12 protein-coding genes are annotated in these 16,243 nt (G+C 73.7%); 5 read left to right on the forward strand and 7 right to left on the reverse strand.

The features are described 5' to 3' along the window. Positions 1–116: 116 nt before the first annotated feature. Positions 117–542, reverse strand: a complete 426-nt coding sequence (locus ACZ7DY_RS25545; RefSeq protein WP_471138738.1) for a DUF3499 domain-containing protein — start codon at positions 540–542, stop codon at positions 117–119. A 262-nt stretch (positions 543–804) separates the two neighbouring features. Between ACZ7DY_RS25545 and ACZ7DY_RS25550 the strand changes: the two genes are divergently transcribed. After that, on the forward strand, positions 805–1,257 hold the full coding sequence (locus ACZ7DY_RS25550; RefSeq protein WP_471138740.1) for a metallopeptidase family protein: 453 nt from the start codon (positions 805–807) through the stop codon (positions 1,255–1,257). Between the two features lie 87 nt (positions 1,258–1,344). Here the strand turns inward: ACZ7DY_RS25550 and ACZ7DY_RS25555 are convergent, their stop codons facing one another. The 3 genes from ACZ7DY_RS25555 to ACZ7DY_RS25565 all read right to left on the reverse strand — a co-directional run bounded on the left by ACZ7DY_RS25555 (position 1,345) and on the right by ACZ7DY_RS25565 (position 7,123). After that, complete coding sequence (locus ACZ7DY_RS25555; RefSeq protein WP_471138742.1) at positions 1,345–2,835, reverse strand: DUF5719 family protein; 1,491 nt, start codon at positions 2,833–2,835, stop codon at positions 1,345–1,347. Next, a complete protein-coding gene (locus tag ACZ7DY_RS25560; protein WP_471138744.1) occupies positions 2,832–6,554 on the reverse strand; it encodes a glycosyltransferase family 2 protein in 3,723 nt (1,240 codons plus the stop codon). The genes ACZ7DY_RS25555 and ACZ7DY_RS25560 overlap by 4 nt, the downstream gene beginning before the upstream one ends. Positions 6,555–6,859: 305 nt before the next feature. Further along, positions 6,860–7,123: a WhiB family transcriptional regulator gene (locus tag ACZ7DY_RS25565; protein ID WP_016642094.1), complete on the reverse strand. Its 264-nt coding sequence runs from the start codon at positions 7,121–7,123 to the stop codon at positions 6,860–6,862. Between the two features lie 633 nt (positions 7,124–7,756). On the opposite strand from ACZ7DY_RS25565, the gene ACZ7DY_RS25570 reads away from it, so the two are divergent. From ACZ7DY_RS25570 to ACZ7DY_RS25580, 3 genes are read left to right on the forward strand one after another with little or no spacing between them, the layout of a single operon-like run. Then, a complete protein-coding gene (locus ACZ7DY_RS25570; protein WP_471138746.1) occupies positions 7,757–8,272 on the forward strand; it encodes a cysteine dioxygenase in 516 nt (171 codons plus the stop codon). Between the two features lie 34 nt (positions 8,273–8,306). Then, the gene (gene cofD, locus ACZ7DY_RS25575; protein WP_471138747.1) at positions 8,307–9,263 is read left to right on the forward strand and encodes a 2-phospho-L-lactate transferase; all 957 of its coding nucleotides are present in this window, start codon (positions 8,307–8,309) and stop codon (positions 9,261–9,263) included. Continuing rightward, entirely contained in the window at positions 9,260–10,570 is a 1,311-nt protein-coding gene (locus ACZ7DY_RS25580) for a coenzyme F420-0:L-glutamate ligase (protein ID WP_471138749.1), read from the forward strand. The genes cofD and ACZ7DY_RS25580 overlap by 4 nt, the downstream gene beginning before the upstream one ends. Positions 10,571–10,941: 371 nt before the next feature. On the opposite strand, the gene ACZ7DY_RS25585 is transcribed toward ACZ7DY_RS25580, so the two are convergent. The 3 genes from ACZ7DY_RS25585 to ACZ7DY_RS25595 form a co-directional block, all read right to left on the reverse strand. Beyond that, a complete protein-coding gene (locus tag ACZ7DY_RS25585) occupies positions 10,942–11,979 on the reverse strand; it encodes a DNA-3-methyladenine glycosylase family protein (protein WP_471138751.1) in 1,038 nt (345 codons plus the stop codon). Positions 11,980–12,017: 38 nt separating this feature from the next. Continuing rightward, positions 12,018–13,100, reverse strand: coding sequence for a mannose-1-phosphate guanylyltransferase (gene manB, locus ACZ7DY_RS25590; protein WP_471138752.1), 1,083 nt, complete (start codon positions 13,098–13,100; stop codon positions 12,018–12,020). A gap of 105 nt (positions 13,101–13,205) precedes the next feature. Next, positions 13,206–14,576, reverse strand: a complete 1,371-nt coding sequence (locus ACZ7DY_RS25595) for a peptidoglycan recognition protein family protein (RefSeq protein ID WP_471138755.1) — start codon at positions 14,574–14,576, stop codon at positions 13,206–13,208. 137 nt (positions 14,577–14,713) lie between these two features. On the opposite strand from ACZ7DY_RS25595, the gene ACZ7DY_RS25600 reads away from it, so the two are divergent. Further along, positions 14,714–15,466: a TIGR03089 family protein gene (locus ACZ7DY_RS25600; RefSeq protein WP_471138757.1), complete on the forward strand. Its 753-nt coding sequence runs from the start codon at positions 14,714–14,716 to the stop codon at positions 15,464–15,466. Positions 15,467–16,243 lie beyond the last annotated feature (777 nt).

The raw sequence follows: 16,243 nt of genomic DNA on the forward strand, positions 1-16,243 counted from the left end.
GCCCGTCAATGCGTGGGAGGGAGAGGATCCGGTGAGGCCGCGCCGGAATTCCGGATGGGCGGGCCCGGATGGCGGGTTCAGGATTGCCGGGTGCGGGCGGGCCGGCGCGGGTCGCGTCAGGAGTCAGGCGACCGCAGGACCCGCAGATGGCCGCGGCGTGCGACCTCCATCGGGTCCGCCGAGCGCGCGCCGCCCCCGCCCGCCTCGGCGGTGCGTTCCTGCGGACGGGCCGCCTCGCGCACGGCGTTGGCCAGTGCTTCGAGGTCGTCGCCGGAGGGGCGGGCCGGACCCGAGGCGTCGGCGAGCCGGACGACGTCCCAGCCGCGGGGTGCGGTGAGGCGCTCGGAGTGCTCGGCGCACAGGTCGTAGCAGTGGGGTTCGGCGTAGGTGGCGAGGGGGCCGAGGACCGCGGTCGAGTCGGCGTAGACGTACGTCAGCGTCGCGACGGCGGGACGGCCGCAAGCGGTGCGCGAACAGCGACGTACAGGGCTCACGACGTTGGACGGTACCGCACTCTTGAGCGGGCCGCGACGACTCTCCACGAGGTCACTCCACCGTGTCGTCGCCCGCCCCGCCCGCCGCGGTGTCCGGCGGACACCTCGTTGACCTGCGCGGACCCCAGTGGGCACAAGGGCGGACAGTGTCGAATCCGGTCGCCACATGGTGCGGATCACGTCATTCGGCGTGAGATCGACGGTCCCGGAGAGATACGGAATTGAGTCCAAGCTCGGCTGGAACGGTCAGGAAGCGACATGTCGCGCACCGCGCGGAAAGGGCGATCTCGGGGACTACGCTTCATCAGTGATGGACGACCCCGTACAGCCCCGTTCCGCGGAACCGAGGCCCCGCCGCCGCGACCGCCACGGCAGAGGCATGCGCGGCCCCGTGGCGCCGCCGCAGGTCCCGCTCTCCGCGAGCCGCGGCGAGGCCTTCACCGACCTCGTGCAGGACTCCGTCGAGCGTCTGGAGCGGCGGTGGCCGCAGCTCACGGAGATCGAGTTCATGGTCCTCGAGGTGCCTCCGCTGGGGCGGCCCGACGGGGAGTGGCAGGACGAGGTGGTGCCGCTGGGCGGCACGATCACCGCGTCCGAGGGCCGGCCCGCGCGCGTCGTCATCTACCGCCGCCCGGTGGAGATCCGCACCAAGGGGCGCGAGGAGCGCGCGGCGCTCGTGCACGAGGTCGTCGTCGAGCAGGTCGCCGAGCTGCTCGGCCTCTCCCCCGAGTCGGTGGACCCGCGCTACGGGGACGAGGACTGAGCCCCGCTCCCCGCCCCGCTCCCCCGCGCGGGGCGTGATGACAGAGCCACCGTCACCCGGCCCGCCCGCCCCGCCCCTGAGCCGCCGTCACTTCTGAAGCACCGCCAGGTCCCGTTCCGCCTTCGGCACCTCGACCGTCCCCCGGTCGTCCGGCAGCGTCTGGACGGTGAACATCGGGACGCCCTCCTCCTGGCGCGCGAGCGTCCGCGAGGCGTAGACCGGGCCGCCCGAGAGCGGCTCCACCGTGAGCGCGTAGGAGCCCTTGAGCCCGGCGGGCACCGGCGGATCGTCGATCGCCAGGGTCGTGCCGCCCCTGACCGTGTACGTCTTCGTGGCCGGCTCCCCGCCCCCGGTGCCCGCCGACGCGGTGACCTTCACCTTCGCCGACTTCCCCGGGGCGGCCAGCGACAGCGTCGTGCCCTTGGCCCGGCTGCCGGCGGCCGTCGCGCGCGTGCCCACCTCGCCCGTGGCCGGGATGAACGCCGTCTCCTGATGGGAGCCCTTGCCGCGGGTGACGCGCAGCGCCGCCACGACGGGCACCGGCCCGTCGGTCGGCGTCAGGAGCAGTGAGCCGGCCTCGCCCTTGGTGACGTCCCCCAGGTCGACGGCGGCGGTCATGCCGGACTTCACGTGCAGGTTCTCGTGACCGGCCGGGGTGATCGTGCCCGTCGGCGAGGCCAGCTGGACCTTGAGGTCGGCGTCCTCGGCCCCCGGCGCGTACGCGATGAGGCGCACCGAGGTCGCGTCCTTCGGGATACCGGGCAGGACGAGGGCCGGCGCGGGGTCGGCGGCGGCGGGCAGCCAGTCGCCGCCCAGCTTCTCGTCGGAGGACTGCACGGCGGCCGCGACCCGGCCGCTGCGCGCGGTGACGTGCATCGTGAGGTTCGTGTACCGCTTGTCCGCGAGCGTGGAGAGCAGCACCGGGACACTGGAGTGCGGCTGGACCTGGATCGAGTCGCCCACCTCGGAGGTGACCTCACCCTCGGGCCCGAACAGCTGCACGTCGACGACGGCCGCCGAGTCGTCCGGGTTGGTCAGGTGGATGTAGTCGCTGCGGCCTTTGGCGGTGCTCGTGCCAGGGAACCAGAAGTCCGTGTCGGGCGCCGTGCAGTTGGTGCCCTGCATGCCGCGGCCGCTGCCCGCCGCGTACGTCGTGGTCTGCTGCACGGTCCAGCCGGGCGCGAACCCGCCGTCGGCCGTGCCGATGAGCGCGGGCGCCTCGGCCCCCGACTCCTCGCCCTCGACGGGCACGCCCGGCGTCTTCTGGGTGAGGAAGGGCTTGGTCTTCCTGCCGTCCTCCTTGGGCGCGTCGGTCAACGCCTTGGTGACGGGGAGCAGTTCCGCCTTGCCCTTGGTCTCGCTGCCGCTCCCCTTGGGGGTGAAGGCGGTGTACGCGGTCTCGGCGAGGTCGGAGCCGCTGGGCACCGGGCAGAGCAGGCTGGTGCGCTCGACGGGCTGGCGCGCCGCGGCCCCGGTCCCGTCGTCGCCGGTGCCGTCCGTGCCGCCGAACGCGGCGAACCCGGTGACGGCGCCGAGCGCGACGACCACGGCGATCAGGGACTGGGTGGTGCGGTTCACTGCTGGCTCCCGTCGGGGCGCTCGCTGTCGGTGCCGTGGGGCGGTCGCGGGGGCGGCGGCGGCATCGGGGGCTGCTGCTGGTCGTATGAGGAGTCGTACGACTGCCCGTACTGCTGCTCGCCGTACTGGTCGCCGTCGTACTGGTCACCGCCGTACTGCTCGCCCCCGAAGGCGCCGCCCGCCCCGCCGTAGGACGCGTACGGGTCGTACTGGCCGGCCTGGTAGGGGTCTTGGGGGTCGGGGGTCTGGGGGTACGACGGCTGCTCGTACGCACCGGGCGGGTACTGGCCGCCCTGGTACTGCCGGCCCGCGCCGTACGCGCCCTGGTCGGCGCCCGCGCGGGCCGGGGCCTCCCACTCGTCGTAGGGCTGCGACTGCTGCTGCGGCACGGCGGCGAGGGCCTCCTCCGAAGGAGGAGGCGGTACGTCCTGGCCCGCCTCCTGCGCCGCCTGCTCGCTCTGGGCCCGCAGCCTGCGCGCCCTGCGGCCCTCGCCCTCGACGGGCTGGGCCGGGACGACGGGCTCATCGGGGAGGTCGTCGTCGACGTCGCGGCGGCGGCCCGGCAGGGCGAGCACCACCAGGACGACGGCGAGCGCGCCCTGCGCCCAGAGCCAGGCGGTGTGGGTCAGCGGGGCGTCGAAGGTGACGTCCAGGTGGCCGCCGGCGGTGGGCAGTTCGAAGCCCTGCGCCCAGCCGTCGACCGTGGTGCGGGGCAGCGGGTGGCCGTCGAGGGTGGCCGTCCAGCCCGGGTCGGCCGAGTCGGCGAGCCGCAGGACGCGACCCTCGTCACCGGAGTCGATCTTCGTGTGCAGCTCGACGGGTCCGGCCGCGACGGGCTCCGGGTCGCCGCTCTTAGGGATGACGGCCGCCCGCGACACCTGCCGGTCCACGCGCCACAAGGCGCTGCCGTCCTCCTGGCTGAGCCGGGTCAGGCCCGGGGTCGCGTCCAGGGTGCGGCTCATCTGGCGGGGCGCGCCGTCGCGTACGAGGACGTAGCGGACCGCGAAGCCGCCGAGCTGGTCGGCCTGGTCCGCGCCGGAACCGGCGACGAGACGGGCGACGATCTTGTCGAGCCGCTCGTCCTCGGCGGCCGCCGCGGCGAGTTCGGCGTCGCCGAGCCGGCCGCCGGAGCCCCGTACCAGCGTGTAGGAGACCTTGGCGGCCGTGTCGCTGCCCAGGACGAGCGTGCGGGCCTGGTCCTCCGTGCCGCTCTCCTCCGCGACGAAGGCGGGCACCTGCACGGGGTCGCGCCGCTCCAGGGGGCCGTCGGCGCCGCCGATCATCCAGCCCGCCGCCACGAGCAGCGGTCCGGCGGCCGCGGCGAACGCGATGAGCGCGGCCACCGGCTGCCGCCAGCCGAAGCTCTGCTCGGCGACGCGCGAGCGTGCCCCGTCGGCGCCGAGCGCGGCGGCGGCGAGGATCGCGATGCCGTAGCCGAGGGTGGCCGGTCCTGCCCAGGCCGAGTCGTTCGACAGGACGGCGAAGACCAGGGAGACCAGGGCGGCGGTCCAGGCCGTGCGGACGGCGCGCTGCCGTTCGGTGCGCAGCAGGGCGCCGAGCGCGGCGAGGACGATGCCGATGAGCAGCAGCCCGTGGACGGTGCCGGGGCCGCCGGGACCGGCGCCGAGCAGGTCGAGGGCGGAGGCCGAGCCGGAGCCGAACTCCAGGCCCGCTTCCCGGAAGAAGCCGAACGGCAGCAGGGTCAGGGACCACGGCGCGAGGACGAGCAGCGGGGTGCCGAGCGCGGCGAGGAAGCGCAGGCCGTACGCGGTGATGTCGCCGCGGCGCACCACGAGCAGGGCGAGGCCGAGCACCAGGGCGATCGGCCAGACGATCGGCGTGAAAGCCGTGGCGAGGGTCAGCAGCAGGGCGTACGCCCAGGTGGCGCGCCAGGTGCCGCGGGTGCCCCGCGAAGAGGCGAGGCCGCTCGCCGCGATGCCCGCGCGCACGATGAGCGGCAGCAGGACGGCGAGGACCGCGGTGCCGAGCCGGCCGCCCGCGAGCGCGCCGGTGGTGGCGGGCAGGAAGGCGTACGCGACCGACGCCCAGGCGCGCAGCAGGCGCGAGGTGACGAGCGGGCGTGAGGCGAAGTACGCGGTGAAGCCGGCCAGGGGCACGGAGCCGACGAGGAGGACGGTGACCGCGAGCCCGGTGGAGCCGAAGAGGAGGGTGGCCAGGCCGGCGACGAGCGCGAGGTAGGGCGGGGCGCCCTGGGTGCCGCCGGTGCCGACGGGGTGCCAGCCGTCCAGGTAACGGGCCCACAGCTCGGAGGAGTCGGCGGGGGCGGGCAGCAGGGCGCCGCCCGCGAGCGCGCCGGTGCCGAGCAGGGCGCGGCAGGCGATGAGCGAGGCGAAGAGCAGCACCACGAAGAGCACCGGTCCCGGCTTGCGGGCGATGCGCTTGAGGCGGGCGAACTGTTCGATCTCCAGGAAGTCGGCGTCGTCGCCGCCGGGTCCGGACTCGACGGCGCCGTGCCGTCCGGCGCCCGCGGGCGCCTCGGCGTCGGTGGTGCCGAAGAGGCTGCCCGCGGTCTGTTCGACGGTGGCCCGCACGGTCGCGCCGGGCGGCGGGAACAGGGGGCGCATCTCGCCGGCGTCGGGCAGGGGTTTGCCGCGCTGTTTGCGGGCGGAGAGGATCCGGCCGGGGCGCAGCGCGGTCGCCAGCAGGCCGGCGATCTCGTCGAGGGCCTGTCCCGGCGCCTTGCCGACGAGGTAGGCGACGGTGCGCAGGAGGGTGCCGACGACGATCCGGAAGAGGACCCAGGGCAGCACGGCCGTACGGGCGTTGACGAGCAGGGTGTAGGTGGCGCCGGCCTTGTCCACGCGGTGCGGCGAGGTCGCCGTGCGGCCGACGCAGTCGACGGTGCGGCGCTCGCGGGAGGAGGCCTCGGCGTGCCGCACGACGGCGTCGGGGGCGACGAGGACGCGGTGGCCCGCGGCGTGCGCGCGCCAGCACAGGTCGACGTCGTCGCGCATCAGCGGCAGGCGGCGGTCGAAGCCGCCGAGCTGTTCGTAGACGTCGCGGCGGATGAGCATGCCTGCGGTGGAGACGGAGAGTACGGGCCGTACGTGGTCGTGCTGGCCCTGGTCCTGTTCGCGCCGGTCGAGGCCGGTCCAGCGGCGGCCGCTGTTAGCGATGGAGACGCCGACCTCGAGGAGCTGCCTGCGGTCGTACCAACCGCGGAGCTTGGGGCCGACGACGGCGACGTCCTTGCCGAGCTCGTGTTCGTTCTCGACGACGCGGAGCAGTTCGGTGAGGGCGTCGGGGTCGGGCGCGCAGTCGTCGTGCAGCAGCCAGAGCCACTGCACGGGGTCGCCGTGCGGCAGGTCGGGCAGGTCGTACGCGTCGTCGCGCCAGCTGCGGCTGACCGGATCCCAGCCGCTGGGGCGCTTCAGGTACGGGAGCTCTTCGGGGGTGAGCACCGGGGCGGCGCGGACGGCCTCGTCGACGGCGGTGCCGAAGCCGGAGCGGCGGGCGAGGTGCAGCACGCGGTCGGCGCCGAGGGCGTCGGTGACCAGGCGGGCGGAGTCGTCCGCGCTGCCGGTGTCCGCGGCCACCGCGTCCTGCACGGGGCGCTCCTGGCCGAGGAGCCCGGCCAGGGCGTCGGGCAGCCAGCGGGCGCCGTCGTGGGAGACGAGGACGGCGGTCACGACGTGCCGCGGGAACTCAGGGGCGGCAGCGTCGTGGTGACGGGCTGCCGAATGGCTGTGCACGGACATCGAGGTACGGGCCCCGGTTCGATGGACTGCGGTGGACGCCTGCGCCCCCGCGGGGGCGCCGGGCGTCTCGGACGGGGCCCCACACTAACGGCTGGCATGGGGACGGCCCGCCGCCTGTGGATAACCCACGGGTGACGGGCCGTTCGTCGCGCATCGGTTGAGGGAGGTGTGTGCCGAATTGGCCGGGCGGCACGCGCAGTCGGGGTCCGGGTCCTTCACGTGCTTCCTTCGTACTGCCTTCGGCCTTCGCGTACGTCTCTTCCGTACGCGGGCGCGGACGCGGGCGTCGGCGCGGGCGTCCGTGCTCAGACCGCGGCCTTCTTCAGCCGGCGCCGCTCGCGCTCCGACAGGCCGCCCCAGATACCGAATCTCTCGTCGTTCGCGAGCGCGTATTCGAGGCATTCCGAGCGGACCTCACAGGCGAGGCAGACCTTCTTGGCCTCGCGCGTGGAGCCGCCCTTCTCGGGGAAGAAGGACTCGGGGTCGGTCTGGGCGCACAGCGCGCGCTCCTGCCAGCCGAGTTCCTCGTCCGCGTCCTCGACCAGCAGTTCCTGAACCAGCTCGGTCATGTGCGCCCCTCGTCTGTCTGTGCGTCCCCGTGGTGCTGCCGTTACCGATTTCGGCTGAACGACACGAGTGAAATTACAAGTGTGCCGATCCGGGCCAGTCAAGCCGAGATCTGCTATTGGGCCCCTTATTCACTCTGCGGAACCAAGGCTATGCGGAAAGTGTTCAAATCGGCATAAACCATGACACCGTCGATGACCCGTCCGACGCCCCGCCGAACGTTCGCCCACCAGAGGACCCCTCGGGTCTCACTAGGGAGGACGACGATGTTTGAGAGCCGGTTGCTGCGCCATGTGTCCCGAGAGTCGGCTGCACAAACCTTTCGCCTGACAGAAGAACCGGATGAGGTGAAACATCTCCCACATACCGGACATGGAGTTGACACTGAAGGTGTAACCCGCTCTTCTGGTGGGCATGCTCGCGAACCTGGCTCTTTCGATGACCCGCACCAGCGGGTCCATCGGTGCTGCCCACGCGCGCTGTCGCTGTTCCTGCTCCAGCTGTTGAGTCCACTCCAGCTGTAGAGCCGCTTCTCCCGCTCCGCCTCTCCACCCAGCCATGGCTGGTCAAGCCTCTCTGCGCTCCACCCTTCTTCGCGACACCCCAGCACTCTTACGTTGAGGAACCACCGCACGATGAACAGCGACAGCGACCTCCAGATCGCCGGCGACCTCCTCGAGGTCCCCCACCTCCTGCAGCCCGCCCGCGAGCACCCCGCCACCGTGGCCGAGTTCGTCGGCCTCGCCCGCGCCATCGCCGCCGACCGCGCCCAGTGGGCCCCCCTCGTCCAGTACGACGCCACCAGCCGCTGGTACCACCGCCTGCGCACGGGGCCCGGCTACGAGGTGTGGCTGCTCTCCTGGGTGCCCGGCCAGGGCAGCGGCCGGCACGACCACGGCCGCTCCTCCGGCGTCCTCACCGTCCTCGCCGGCGAGCTGACCGAACACACCGGACGGGGCACGCGGGCGCTCGGCGCCGGCGCGCAGCGCGTCTTCGCGCCCGGCTATGTCCACGAGGTCGTCAACGACTCCCTGGAACCCGCCGTCAGCCTGCACGTCTACTACCCCGGCCTGACCGAGATGCCGATGCACGCCGCCCGGTGCGCGGCCGCCACCGCCCCCGACGGCGCGGAGGATGTCGTGACCGCCTGACGCACCGTCGTACGCGCCTGACATGCTTGGGGCCATGCGCATTGTGGTTCTGGCCGGCGGCATCGGCGGCGCCCGTTTCCTCCGCGGGCTCAAGAAGGCCGCGCCCGACGCGGACATCACGGTCATCGGCAACACCGGTGACGACATTCACCTGTTCGGGCTGAAGGTCTGTCCCGACCTCGACACCGTGATGTACACGCTGGGCGGCGGCATCAACGAGGAGCAGGGCTGGGGGCGTACGGACGAGACGTTCAAGGTCAAGGAAGAACTCGCGGCCTACGGCGTCGGCCCCGAGTGGTTCGGACTCGGCGACCGGGACTTCGCCACGCACATCGTGCGGACGCAGATGCTGGGCGCGGGGTATCCGCTCAGCGCCGTCACGCAGGCGCTGTGCGAGCGGTGGCGGCCCGGGGTCCGCCTCATCCCCATGTCCGACGACCGTGTCGAGACACACGTCGCCGTCACCGTCGACGGCGAGCAGAAGGCCGTGCACTTCCAGGAGTACTGGGTGCGGCTGCGGGCCTCCGTGGACGCGCACGCCGTGGTGCCCGTCGGCGCCGAGCAGGCCAAGCCCGCGCCCGGCGTCCTCGAAGCCATCGCCGAGGCCGACATCGTGCTCTTCCCGCCGTCCAACCCGGTGGTGAGCGTCGGGACCATCCTCGCCGTGCCCGGCATCCGCGAGGCCATCGCCGACGCGGGCGTACCCGTGGTCGGCCTCTCCCCCATCGTCGGCGACTCACCCGTACGGGGCATGGCCGACAAGGTGCTCGCCGCCGTGGGCGTGGAGACCAGCGCCGCCGCCGTCGCCGAGCACTACGGCAGCGGCCTCCTCGACGGCTGGCTCGTCGACACCGTCGACGCGGGCGTCGTCGAGCGGGTGGAGAGCGCCGGGATCCGGTGCCGGGCCGTGCCGCTGATGATGACCGACGTCGACGCCGCCGCCGAGATGGCCCGCCAGGCCCTCGCCCTCGCCTCGGAGGTACGCGCGTGACCGCACCGTCCTACCGCGTGTGGGCCGTGCCCGGCCTCCCCGAGGTCCGCGAGGGCGACGACCTCGCCAAGCTGATCGCGGCGGCCGAACCGGGGCTCGCCGACGGCGACGTCGTCCTGGTCACCTCCAAGATCGTCAGCAAGGCCGAGGGCCGCGTCGTCGAGGCGGACGACCGCGAGGCCGCCATCGACCGCGAGACCGTGCGGGTCGTGGCGCGCCGCGGTGCCCTGCGCATCGTCGAGAACCGTCAGGGACTCGTGATGGCCGCGGCCGGAGTCGACGCGTCGAACACGCCGCCCGGCACCGTGCTGCTGCTGCCCTCGGACCCCGACGCGTCCGCCCGCGCCCTGCGGGAAGGGCTGCGGGACGCGCTCGGTGTCGACGTCGGCGTCCTCATCACCGACACCTTCGGGCGGCCCTGGCGGTCCGGGCTCACCGACGTCGCCATCGGGGCGGCGGGCGTACGGGTCCTCGACGACCTGCGGGGCGGCGTCGACGCGTACGGCAATCCGCTGAGCGCCACCGTCGTCGCCACCGCGGACGAACTCGCCGCGGCGGGGGACCTCGTCAAGGGCAAGGCCGCGGGGCTGCCCGTCGCCGTGGTCCGCGGGCTGCCGCACGTGGTCGGCGGCGGGCCGGACGGGGCGGACGAAGGGGCGCGGGCGCTGGTGCGCGGCGCGCGCGACGACATGTTCCGGCTCGGTACGTCCGAGGCGGTACGGGAAGCGGTGACGCGGCGGCGCACGGTCCGTGAGTTCACCGACGAGGAGGTCGACGGGGGCGCCGTGCGGCGGGCGGTGGCCGCGGCGATCACCGCGCCCGCGCCGCACCACACCACGCCGTGGCGGTTCGTCCTCCTGGAATCCGCCGAAATCCGGACCCGGCTGCTCGACGCCATGCGGGACGCGTGGATCGCCGATCTGCGGCGGGACGGGAAGTCGGAGGAGTCCATCGCCAAGCGGGTACGGCGGGGTGACGTGCTGCGCAAGGCGCCGTATTTGGTGGTGCCCTGTCTCGTGATGGACGGCTCCCACACGTACGGGGACGCGCGGCGGGACGGGGCCGAGCGGGAGATGTTCGTGGTCGCCGCCGGGGCCGGCGTGCAGAACTTCCTGGTCGCGCTGGCCGGGGAGCGGCTCGGCTCCGCGTGGGTTTCGTCGACGATGTTCTGCCGGGATGTGGTGCGGGAGGTTCTCGGGCTGCCGGAGGGGTGGGACCCGATGGGGGCGGTGGCCGTGGGGCATCCGGCGGGGGAGCCGTTGGCTCGGGGGGAGCGGGTTGTGGAGGACTTTGTCGTGGTGCGGTGAGTCGTCGCGGCGGGTCGGTGGGTTTTCGCGCAGTTCCCCGCGCCCCTGGGGAGTCGTGCGTCGCCGCCGATGATCGGTGCGGGTGGGTGAGTTCTTTTGCGCAGTTCCCCGCACCCCTGGGGAGTCGTGCCTCGCCGCCGCTGGTCCGTGCCGGTCCGCGGGTTTTTTTGCGCAGTTCCCCGCGCCCCTGAAAGCTGTGCCTCGGCGCCGTTGGTCCGTGCCGGTCCGTGGGCTTTTTTGCGCAGTTCCCCGCGCCCCTGAAAAGTCGTGCCCTGCCGCCGTTGAGCCGTGCGGGGCCGGGTGCTGTTAGGGGCGCGGGGAACTGCGCGAGCGGCCACCGTCCACCCGCAGACGGCAGCCGCGCTGGGGGGTTACCAGGATGCGATGTTCGTTTTTCTCATTCGGGGGTCTCTGCGGGGTGGGGTACGCCCGCTCAGGAGGAGTAGGCGCGTGGCCCGGTGGCGCTGGCCCGCGTAGGGGGCCAGAAGCCTCAGCATCGCCGCGTCATCCGCGTCCCGGTCGTCCGCGAGGGCGTGGCCCACGATGCCGGGAAGGTGGAGGTCGCCGACCGTCACCGCGTCGGGCGCGCCGTTGCTGCGCTGGACCGTCTCCGCGGAGGTCCAGGGGCCGATGCCGGGGATCAGTTCGAGGCGGGCCTGCGCGTCGAGCGGTTCCATCGACGCCGCTTCCTCCAGGCGGGACGCCCTCGCGACCGCGCGCAGGATCGTGGACGCGCGCTTGTTGTCCACGCCCGCCCTGTGCCACTCCCAGGAGGGGATCAGCGCCCAGGTGCGGGGCGCCGGCATCACGTACATGTGCGGGGGCGTGGGGCCGGGCGCCGGCTCGCCGAACGTGCGGAGCAGGATGCGCCAGGCGCGGTAGGCCTCGTCCGTCGTGATCTTCTGTTCCAGGATCGACGGGATCAGGGACTCCATCACCAGGCCCGTGCGGGTCAGGCGCAGGCCGGGGCGGCGGTGTGCCGTGGTGGCGACCAGGCGGTGGCGGGGCGCGAAGAGCGAGGGGTCGTCCGAATCGCCGAGGAGCGTCGGGAGCCGCGTCAGGAACCAGTCGGCGCCCGGGCCCCACGCCTGGGCCTCCACCGTGTCCGCGCGGGCCGTCACCCGGAGCGTTCCGGGGCCCTCGGGTGTGCGGCTGACGCGCCAGAACGCGCCGTCGGGTGTCCTGCGGAAGGCGGGGTCGACGGGGCCGCGGCGCAGCGGCCCGAGGGTCAGGGCGAGGTCCAGCGGGAAGGGCGGCTTCCAGGTGCGCGTACGGGCGGCCGTGTGCTGGTGGGGGACGCCCGCCGGGGTCGCCGTTTCGCCGCCGCGCCCGGTGAGCTGCGTCTTCCCGCGCCGGGCGGGGCCGGTAGCCGTGGGAAGAGTGGGGCGCGGAGCGAAACGGGAGGACACCCCTATGAGGGTAGGGGACGGGTTGCGCGGCCGGGGCGTTACTGGTCCGAGGAGAAGCGGACCGCGCCGGCGGGCAGTGTGGCCTCGCACCAGACGCGGACGCCTTCGCGCAGTTCGTTGTCGGCGCCGATGCTCGCGCCGTCGCCGATGACCGCCCCGGAGAGGGCCGAGCGGGCGCCGATCCGCGCGCCGGCGCCGATCAGGGAGTCCGTGATGACGGTGCCAGGTTCGATGACCGCGCCGGACAGGACCGTGCTGCCACAGATGCGGGCGCCCTCGCCGACGCGGGCGTGTTCGCCGATGACCGTGCCGCCGGTGAGCTTGGCGTCGGGCGCCACGGAGGCGGTGGGCAGGGTCAGGCTCTCGCCGCAGCGGCCCGGGACCGCCGGGGAGGGGGCGCGGCCGAGGACGAGGTCCGCGGAGCCGCGTACGAACGCCTGGGGGGTGCCGAGATCCAGCCAGTACGTGGAGTCGACCATGCCCTGGAGGTGGGCTCCGGCGGCGAGGAGGTCCGGGAACGTCTCGCGTTCGACGGAGACGGGGCGGCCCGCGGGGATCGTGTCGATGACCGAGCGTCTGAAGACATAGGCGCCCGCGTTGATCTGGTCGGTGACGATTTCCTCGGGGGTCTGCGGCTTCTCCAGGAAGGCGGTGACGCGGCCGGTCGGGTCGGTGGGGACCAGGCCGTAGGCGCGCGGGTCGTCGACCTTGGTGAGGTGCAGGGAGACGTCGGCCCCCGATTCCTCGTGGGTGGCGACGAGGGCGCGGATGTCCAGGCCGGTGAGGATGTCGCCGTTGAAGACGAGGACCGGCTCGTCGGGGCCGGAGTGCAGATGCCGGGCGACGTTGCGGATGGCGCCGCCGGTGCCGAGGGGTTCGGTCTCCGTGACGTACTCGATGTGCAGGCCGAGCGCCGAGCCGTCGCCGAAGTACGGCTCGAAGACCTCGGCGAGGTAGGAGGTGGCGAGGACGATGTGTTCCACGCCCGCCGCGCGGGCCCGCGCCAGCTGGTGGGTGAGGAACGGGACGCCCGCCGCCGGGACCATCGGCTTGGGGGTGTGGACCGTGAGGGGCCGCAGCCGGGTCCCCTTGCCGCCGACCAGGAGGATCGCTTCTGTCACCTGTCGTCTCTGCTTCCTGCTGGGGCCGGCCGAACTTCGCGTTTCGGCCGGCCAGTGTATGCAGACGGATGTGCAGGTCGTGCGGTACGGGCGGTGCGTCGGGCCTCAGCGGCCCTGGAGGCGGGCCGAGGAGGACCGGGTCTTGCCGAGCTTCTTGTACAGGCGGTTACCGGGGCAGTCGGTGGCGAAACCGTCCCGATGGCCGGAGATCACATGGAGCCTGACATTCTTGCCTTTCTTGTACAGATTGCCACCGCCGGACTTCAGGTACGTCTTGCCGCGCGGGTTGGCGCCGTGGAGGCCGAGCTTCCACGCGGTGAGCCGGGCGATGGCCTTCACCGCCGCCTTCGGCGGGTTGTGCGTGCTGTACGTGCCGAGGACGGCGATGCCCGTGCTGTTGCTGTTGAATCCGAGAGTGTGGGCCCCGAGGACCGGCTTGGCCACACCTCCGGCACGTCCTTCGTAGATGTTTCCGCACTTGTCGATCGCGAAGTTGTAGCCGAAGTCACGCCAGCCACTGCTCTTGACGTGGTAGCGGTAGATGCCGCGCAGCACGGACGGGGCCTGTGAGCAGCGGTAGTTGTTGCCGGACGCGCTGTGGTGCAGGAAGGCGGCCTTCACCGTCTTCGTGTACGCGAAGTTCTTCTCGCGCAGCCGTTCGTCGGCGCCCCAGCCCCTGCGCGTGATGATGCGCGGGCGCGGTCCGATGTGGGGCCGTACCTTGCCGACCGCCTCGGGGCCGCCGCGGGCCGCGATCAGGTCGTCCTGGGTCTGGCGTTCCGTCAGTTCGGGGATGACGAAGGCGCCGATCGGGGCGAGTTCCTCGTTGACGGCGGAGGCCGCGGCGGATTCGGCGCTCAGCGCGGTGGTGTGGCCCGCGGTGACGACCTGTCCGACGCCCCGCGGGGGCACCTCGTCGCCGGGGTCGACCAGTTCGAGGCGGAGGCCTTCGGGGAGCGGGGAGGCGGCGGCGCGGTCGGCGGCCGCGGGGCGTTCGGGGCGTACGCGGATCTCGACGCCGTCCGAGGCGCCGACCCACAGGGGTGCGGTGGAGCCGCGGACGGTGCCGCCGGCGCGTTCGGCGGCGTCCGGGTCGGCGGCGTGTTCGTGGTTGTGGGTCTCGACGTGCTGCCAGCCGGACCAGGTGGTGGCGCCGGCCGGCCGGGTGCGGACCTGGACGGTGCCGTTCAGTTCGGCGTCGGGGTCGTTCCAGACGACGCCCACCAGGGAGAAGGGGCTTACATCGCGTTGGGTCAGGCCCTGTTCGCGCATCCCGGCCGGGCCGAGGGTGCGGTCGGAGCCGAGGGGGGCGAGCGGGAGGGACTGGGTGCTGCCGGGGACCGCACCCGTGGCCGCCCCGGCGGCCGACGGTGTGCCGGGGGTCACGGCCCGGGCGCCGGAGGACGGGAGGGTGAGGGGCAGCGCCAGAGCGGCCGCGCACGTGACACCGATCGAGGAAGCTAGGAATCCACGCATACATCTGATAGTTGGCATAGCGGGACATATCTGTCCATCGGGAAACTGACGGGTCGTCGGCCGGTGCGGGTCCGCCGGGCTTTCGCACTCCCCCGCCACGCCGGGGGCCGGCCCGGCGCCCGCGTACCCTTGCGCCCGTGAACGCCAACGACCGCACCCCTGCCGACCTGCTGCGATCCGCGCTCGCCTCGGACCCGGGCCGCCCTCTTGTCACCTTCTACGACGACGCCACCGGCGAGCGCGTGGAATTGTCCGTGGCCACCTTCGCCAATTGGGTGGCCAAGACCGCCAATCTGCTCCAGGGAGATCTCGCCGCGGGCCCCGGCGACCGGGCCGTTCTGCTGCTGCCCGCGCACTGGCAGACCGCCGTCTGGCTGCTCGCCTGTTCGTCGGTGGGCGTCGTCGCGGACGTGGGCGGCGACCCCGCGTCGGCCGATGTCGTGGTCAGCGGCCCGGACACGCTCGACGCCGCGCGCGCCTGCTCCGGGGAGCGGGTGGCGCTCGCGCTGCGCCCCCTCGGCGGACGCTTCCCGCAGCCGCCCGAAGGCTTCGCCGACTACGCGGTCGAGGTGCCGAGCCAGGGCGACCGGTTCGCCCCCTTCGCGCCGGTGGACCCGGACGACCCCGCCCTAGCGGTGGCCGGGGACGAGCTGACCGGCTCGGAGCTGGTGGAACGGGCGCGCGAGGACGCCGAGCGGCTGGGCGCCGGCCCCGGCTCACGGATCCTGTCCGGCCTGCCGTACGACTCCTGGGACGGACTGAGCGCCGGACTGTACGCGGCACTGGCCGGCGGCGGCTCCGTAGTGCTCTGCCGCCACCTGGACCGCCTCCCCGAGGACACCCTGAAGAAGCGGACCTCGGACGAGAGGGTCACGGTCACGCTGCGGTAACCGTCGGGGCGGTGGTCCGCGCCTGGCCGGTGGTTCGTGTCCGGCGGGTGGTTCGCGCCCGCCGGTGGTCCGCGCCTGGCGAGGCCCCGCCCGGCCGGTGATTCGTGCCCGGCCGGGCGCGGACGTGCCGTGGCCGGGTGCCGGGCGCCGGGGAGAGACGTGCCGTGGCTGACCGCCGGGCGGACACCGACGTGCCGTGAGCGGACGCGGACGCGCCGCAGCCCGGCCACTGGGCGGACGCGGACATGCCGTGGGCGGGCGCCGACGTGCCGCAACCCGGCCAGCGGGCGGGCAGGGACGTGCCGTGGCCCGCCGGGTGGACGCGGACACGCCATCCCCAGCCGCCGCGCGGACGGCGACGTGCCGCGGGGGGACGCGAACGCGCCGCAACACAGCCGCCGGAAGCGGGCATGGACATGCGGTGATCGGCCGCCGGGCGGAGCGGATATGCCAGCACCAGCCACCGGGCGGACACCCACGCGCACCGTTGGCGGACGCGAACGCGCCGCAACCCGGCCGCCGTACCGGCACGGACATACCGTGGCCGGCCGCCGGGCGGACGCCTACGTGCCGTGGCCGGACGCGGACGCACTGCAGCCCGGCCGCCGAGCGGACGCCGAAGTGCCATCACCAGCCGCCGCCGGGCGGACGCGGGCGAGCCGTCACCAGCCACCGGGCGGACGGCGACGTGCCGTGGCCGGACGCGACGTGCCACAGCCCGGACACCGGGCAGGCATGGACGTGCCGTGGTCGGCGCGCGCGGTCGCCGACGTGCCA

The sequence above is a fragment of the Streptomyces sp. NPDC037013 genome (assembly GCF_055607265.1).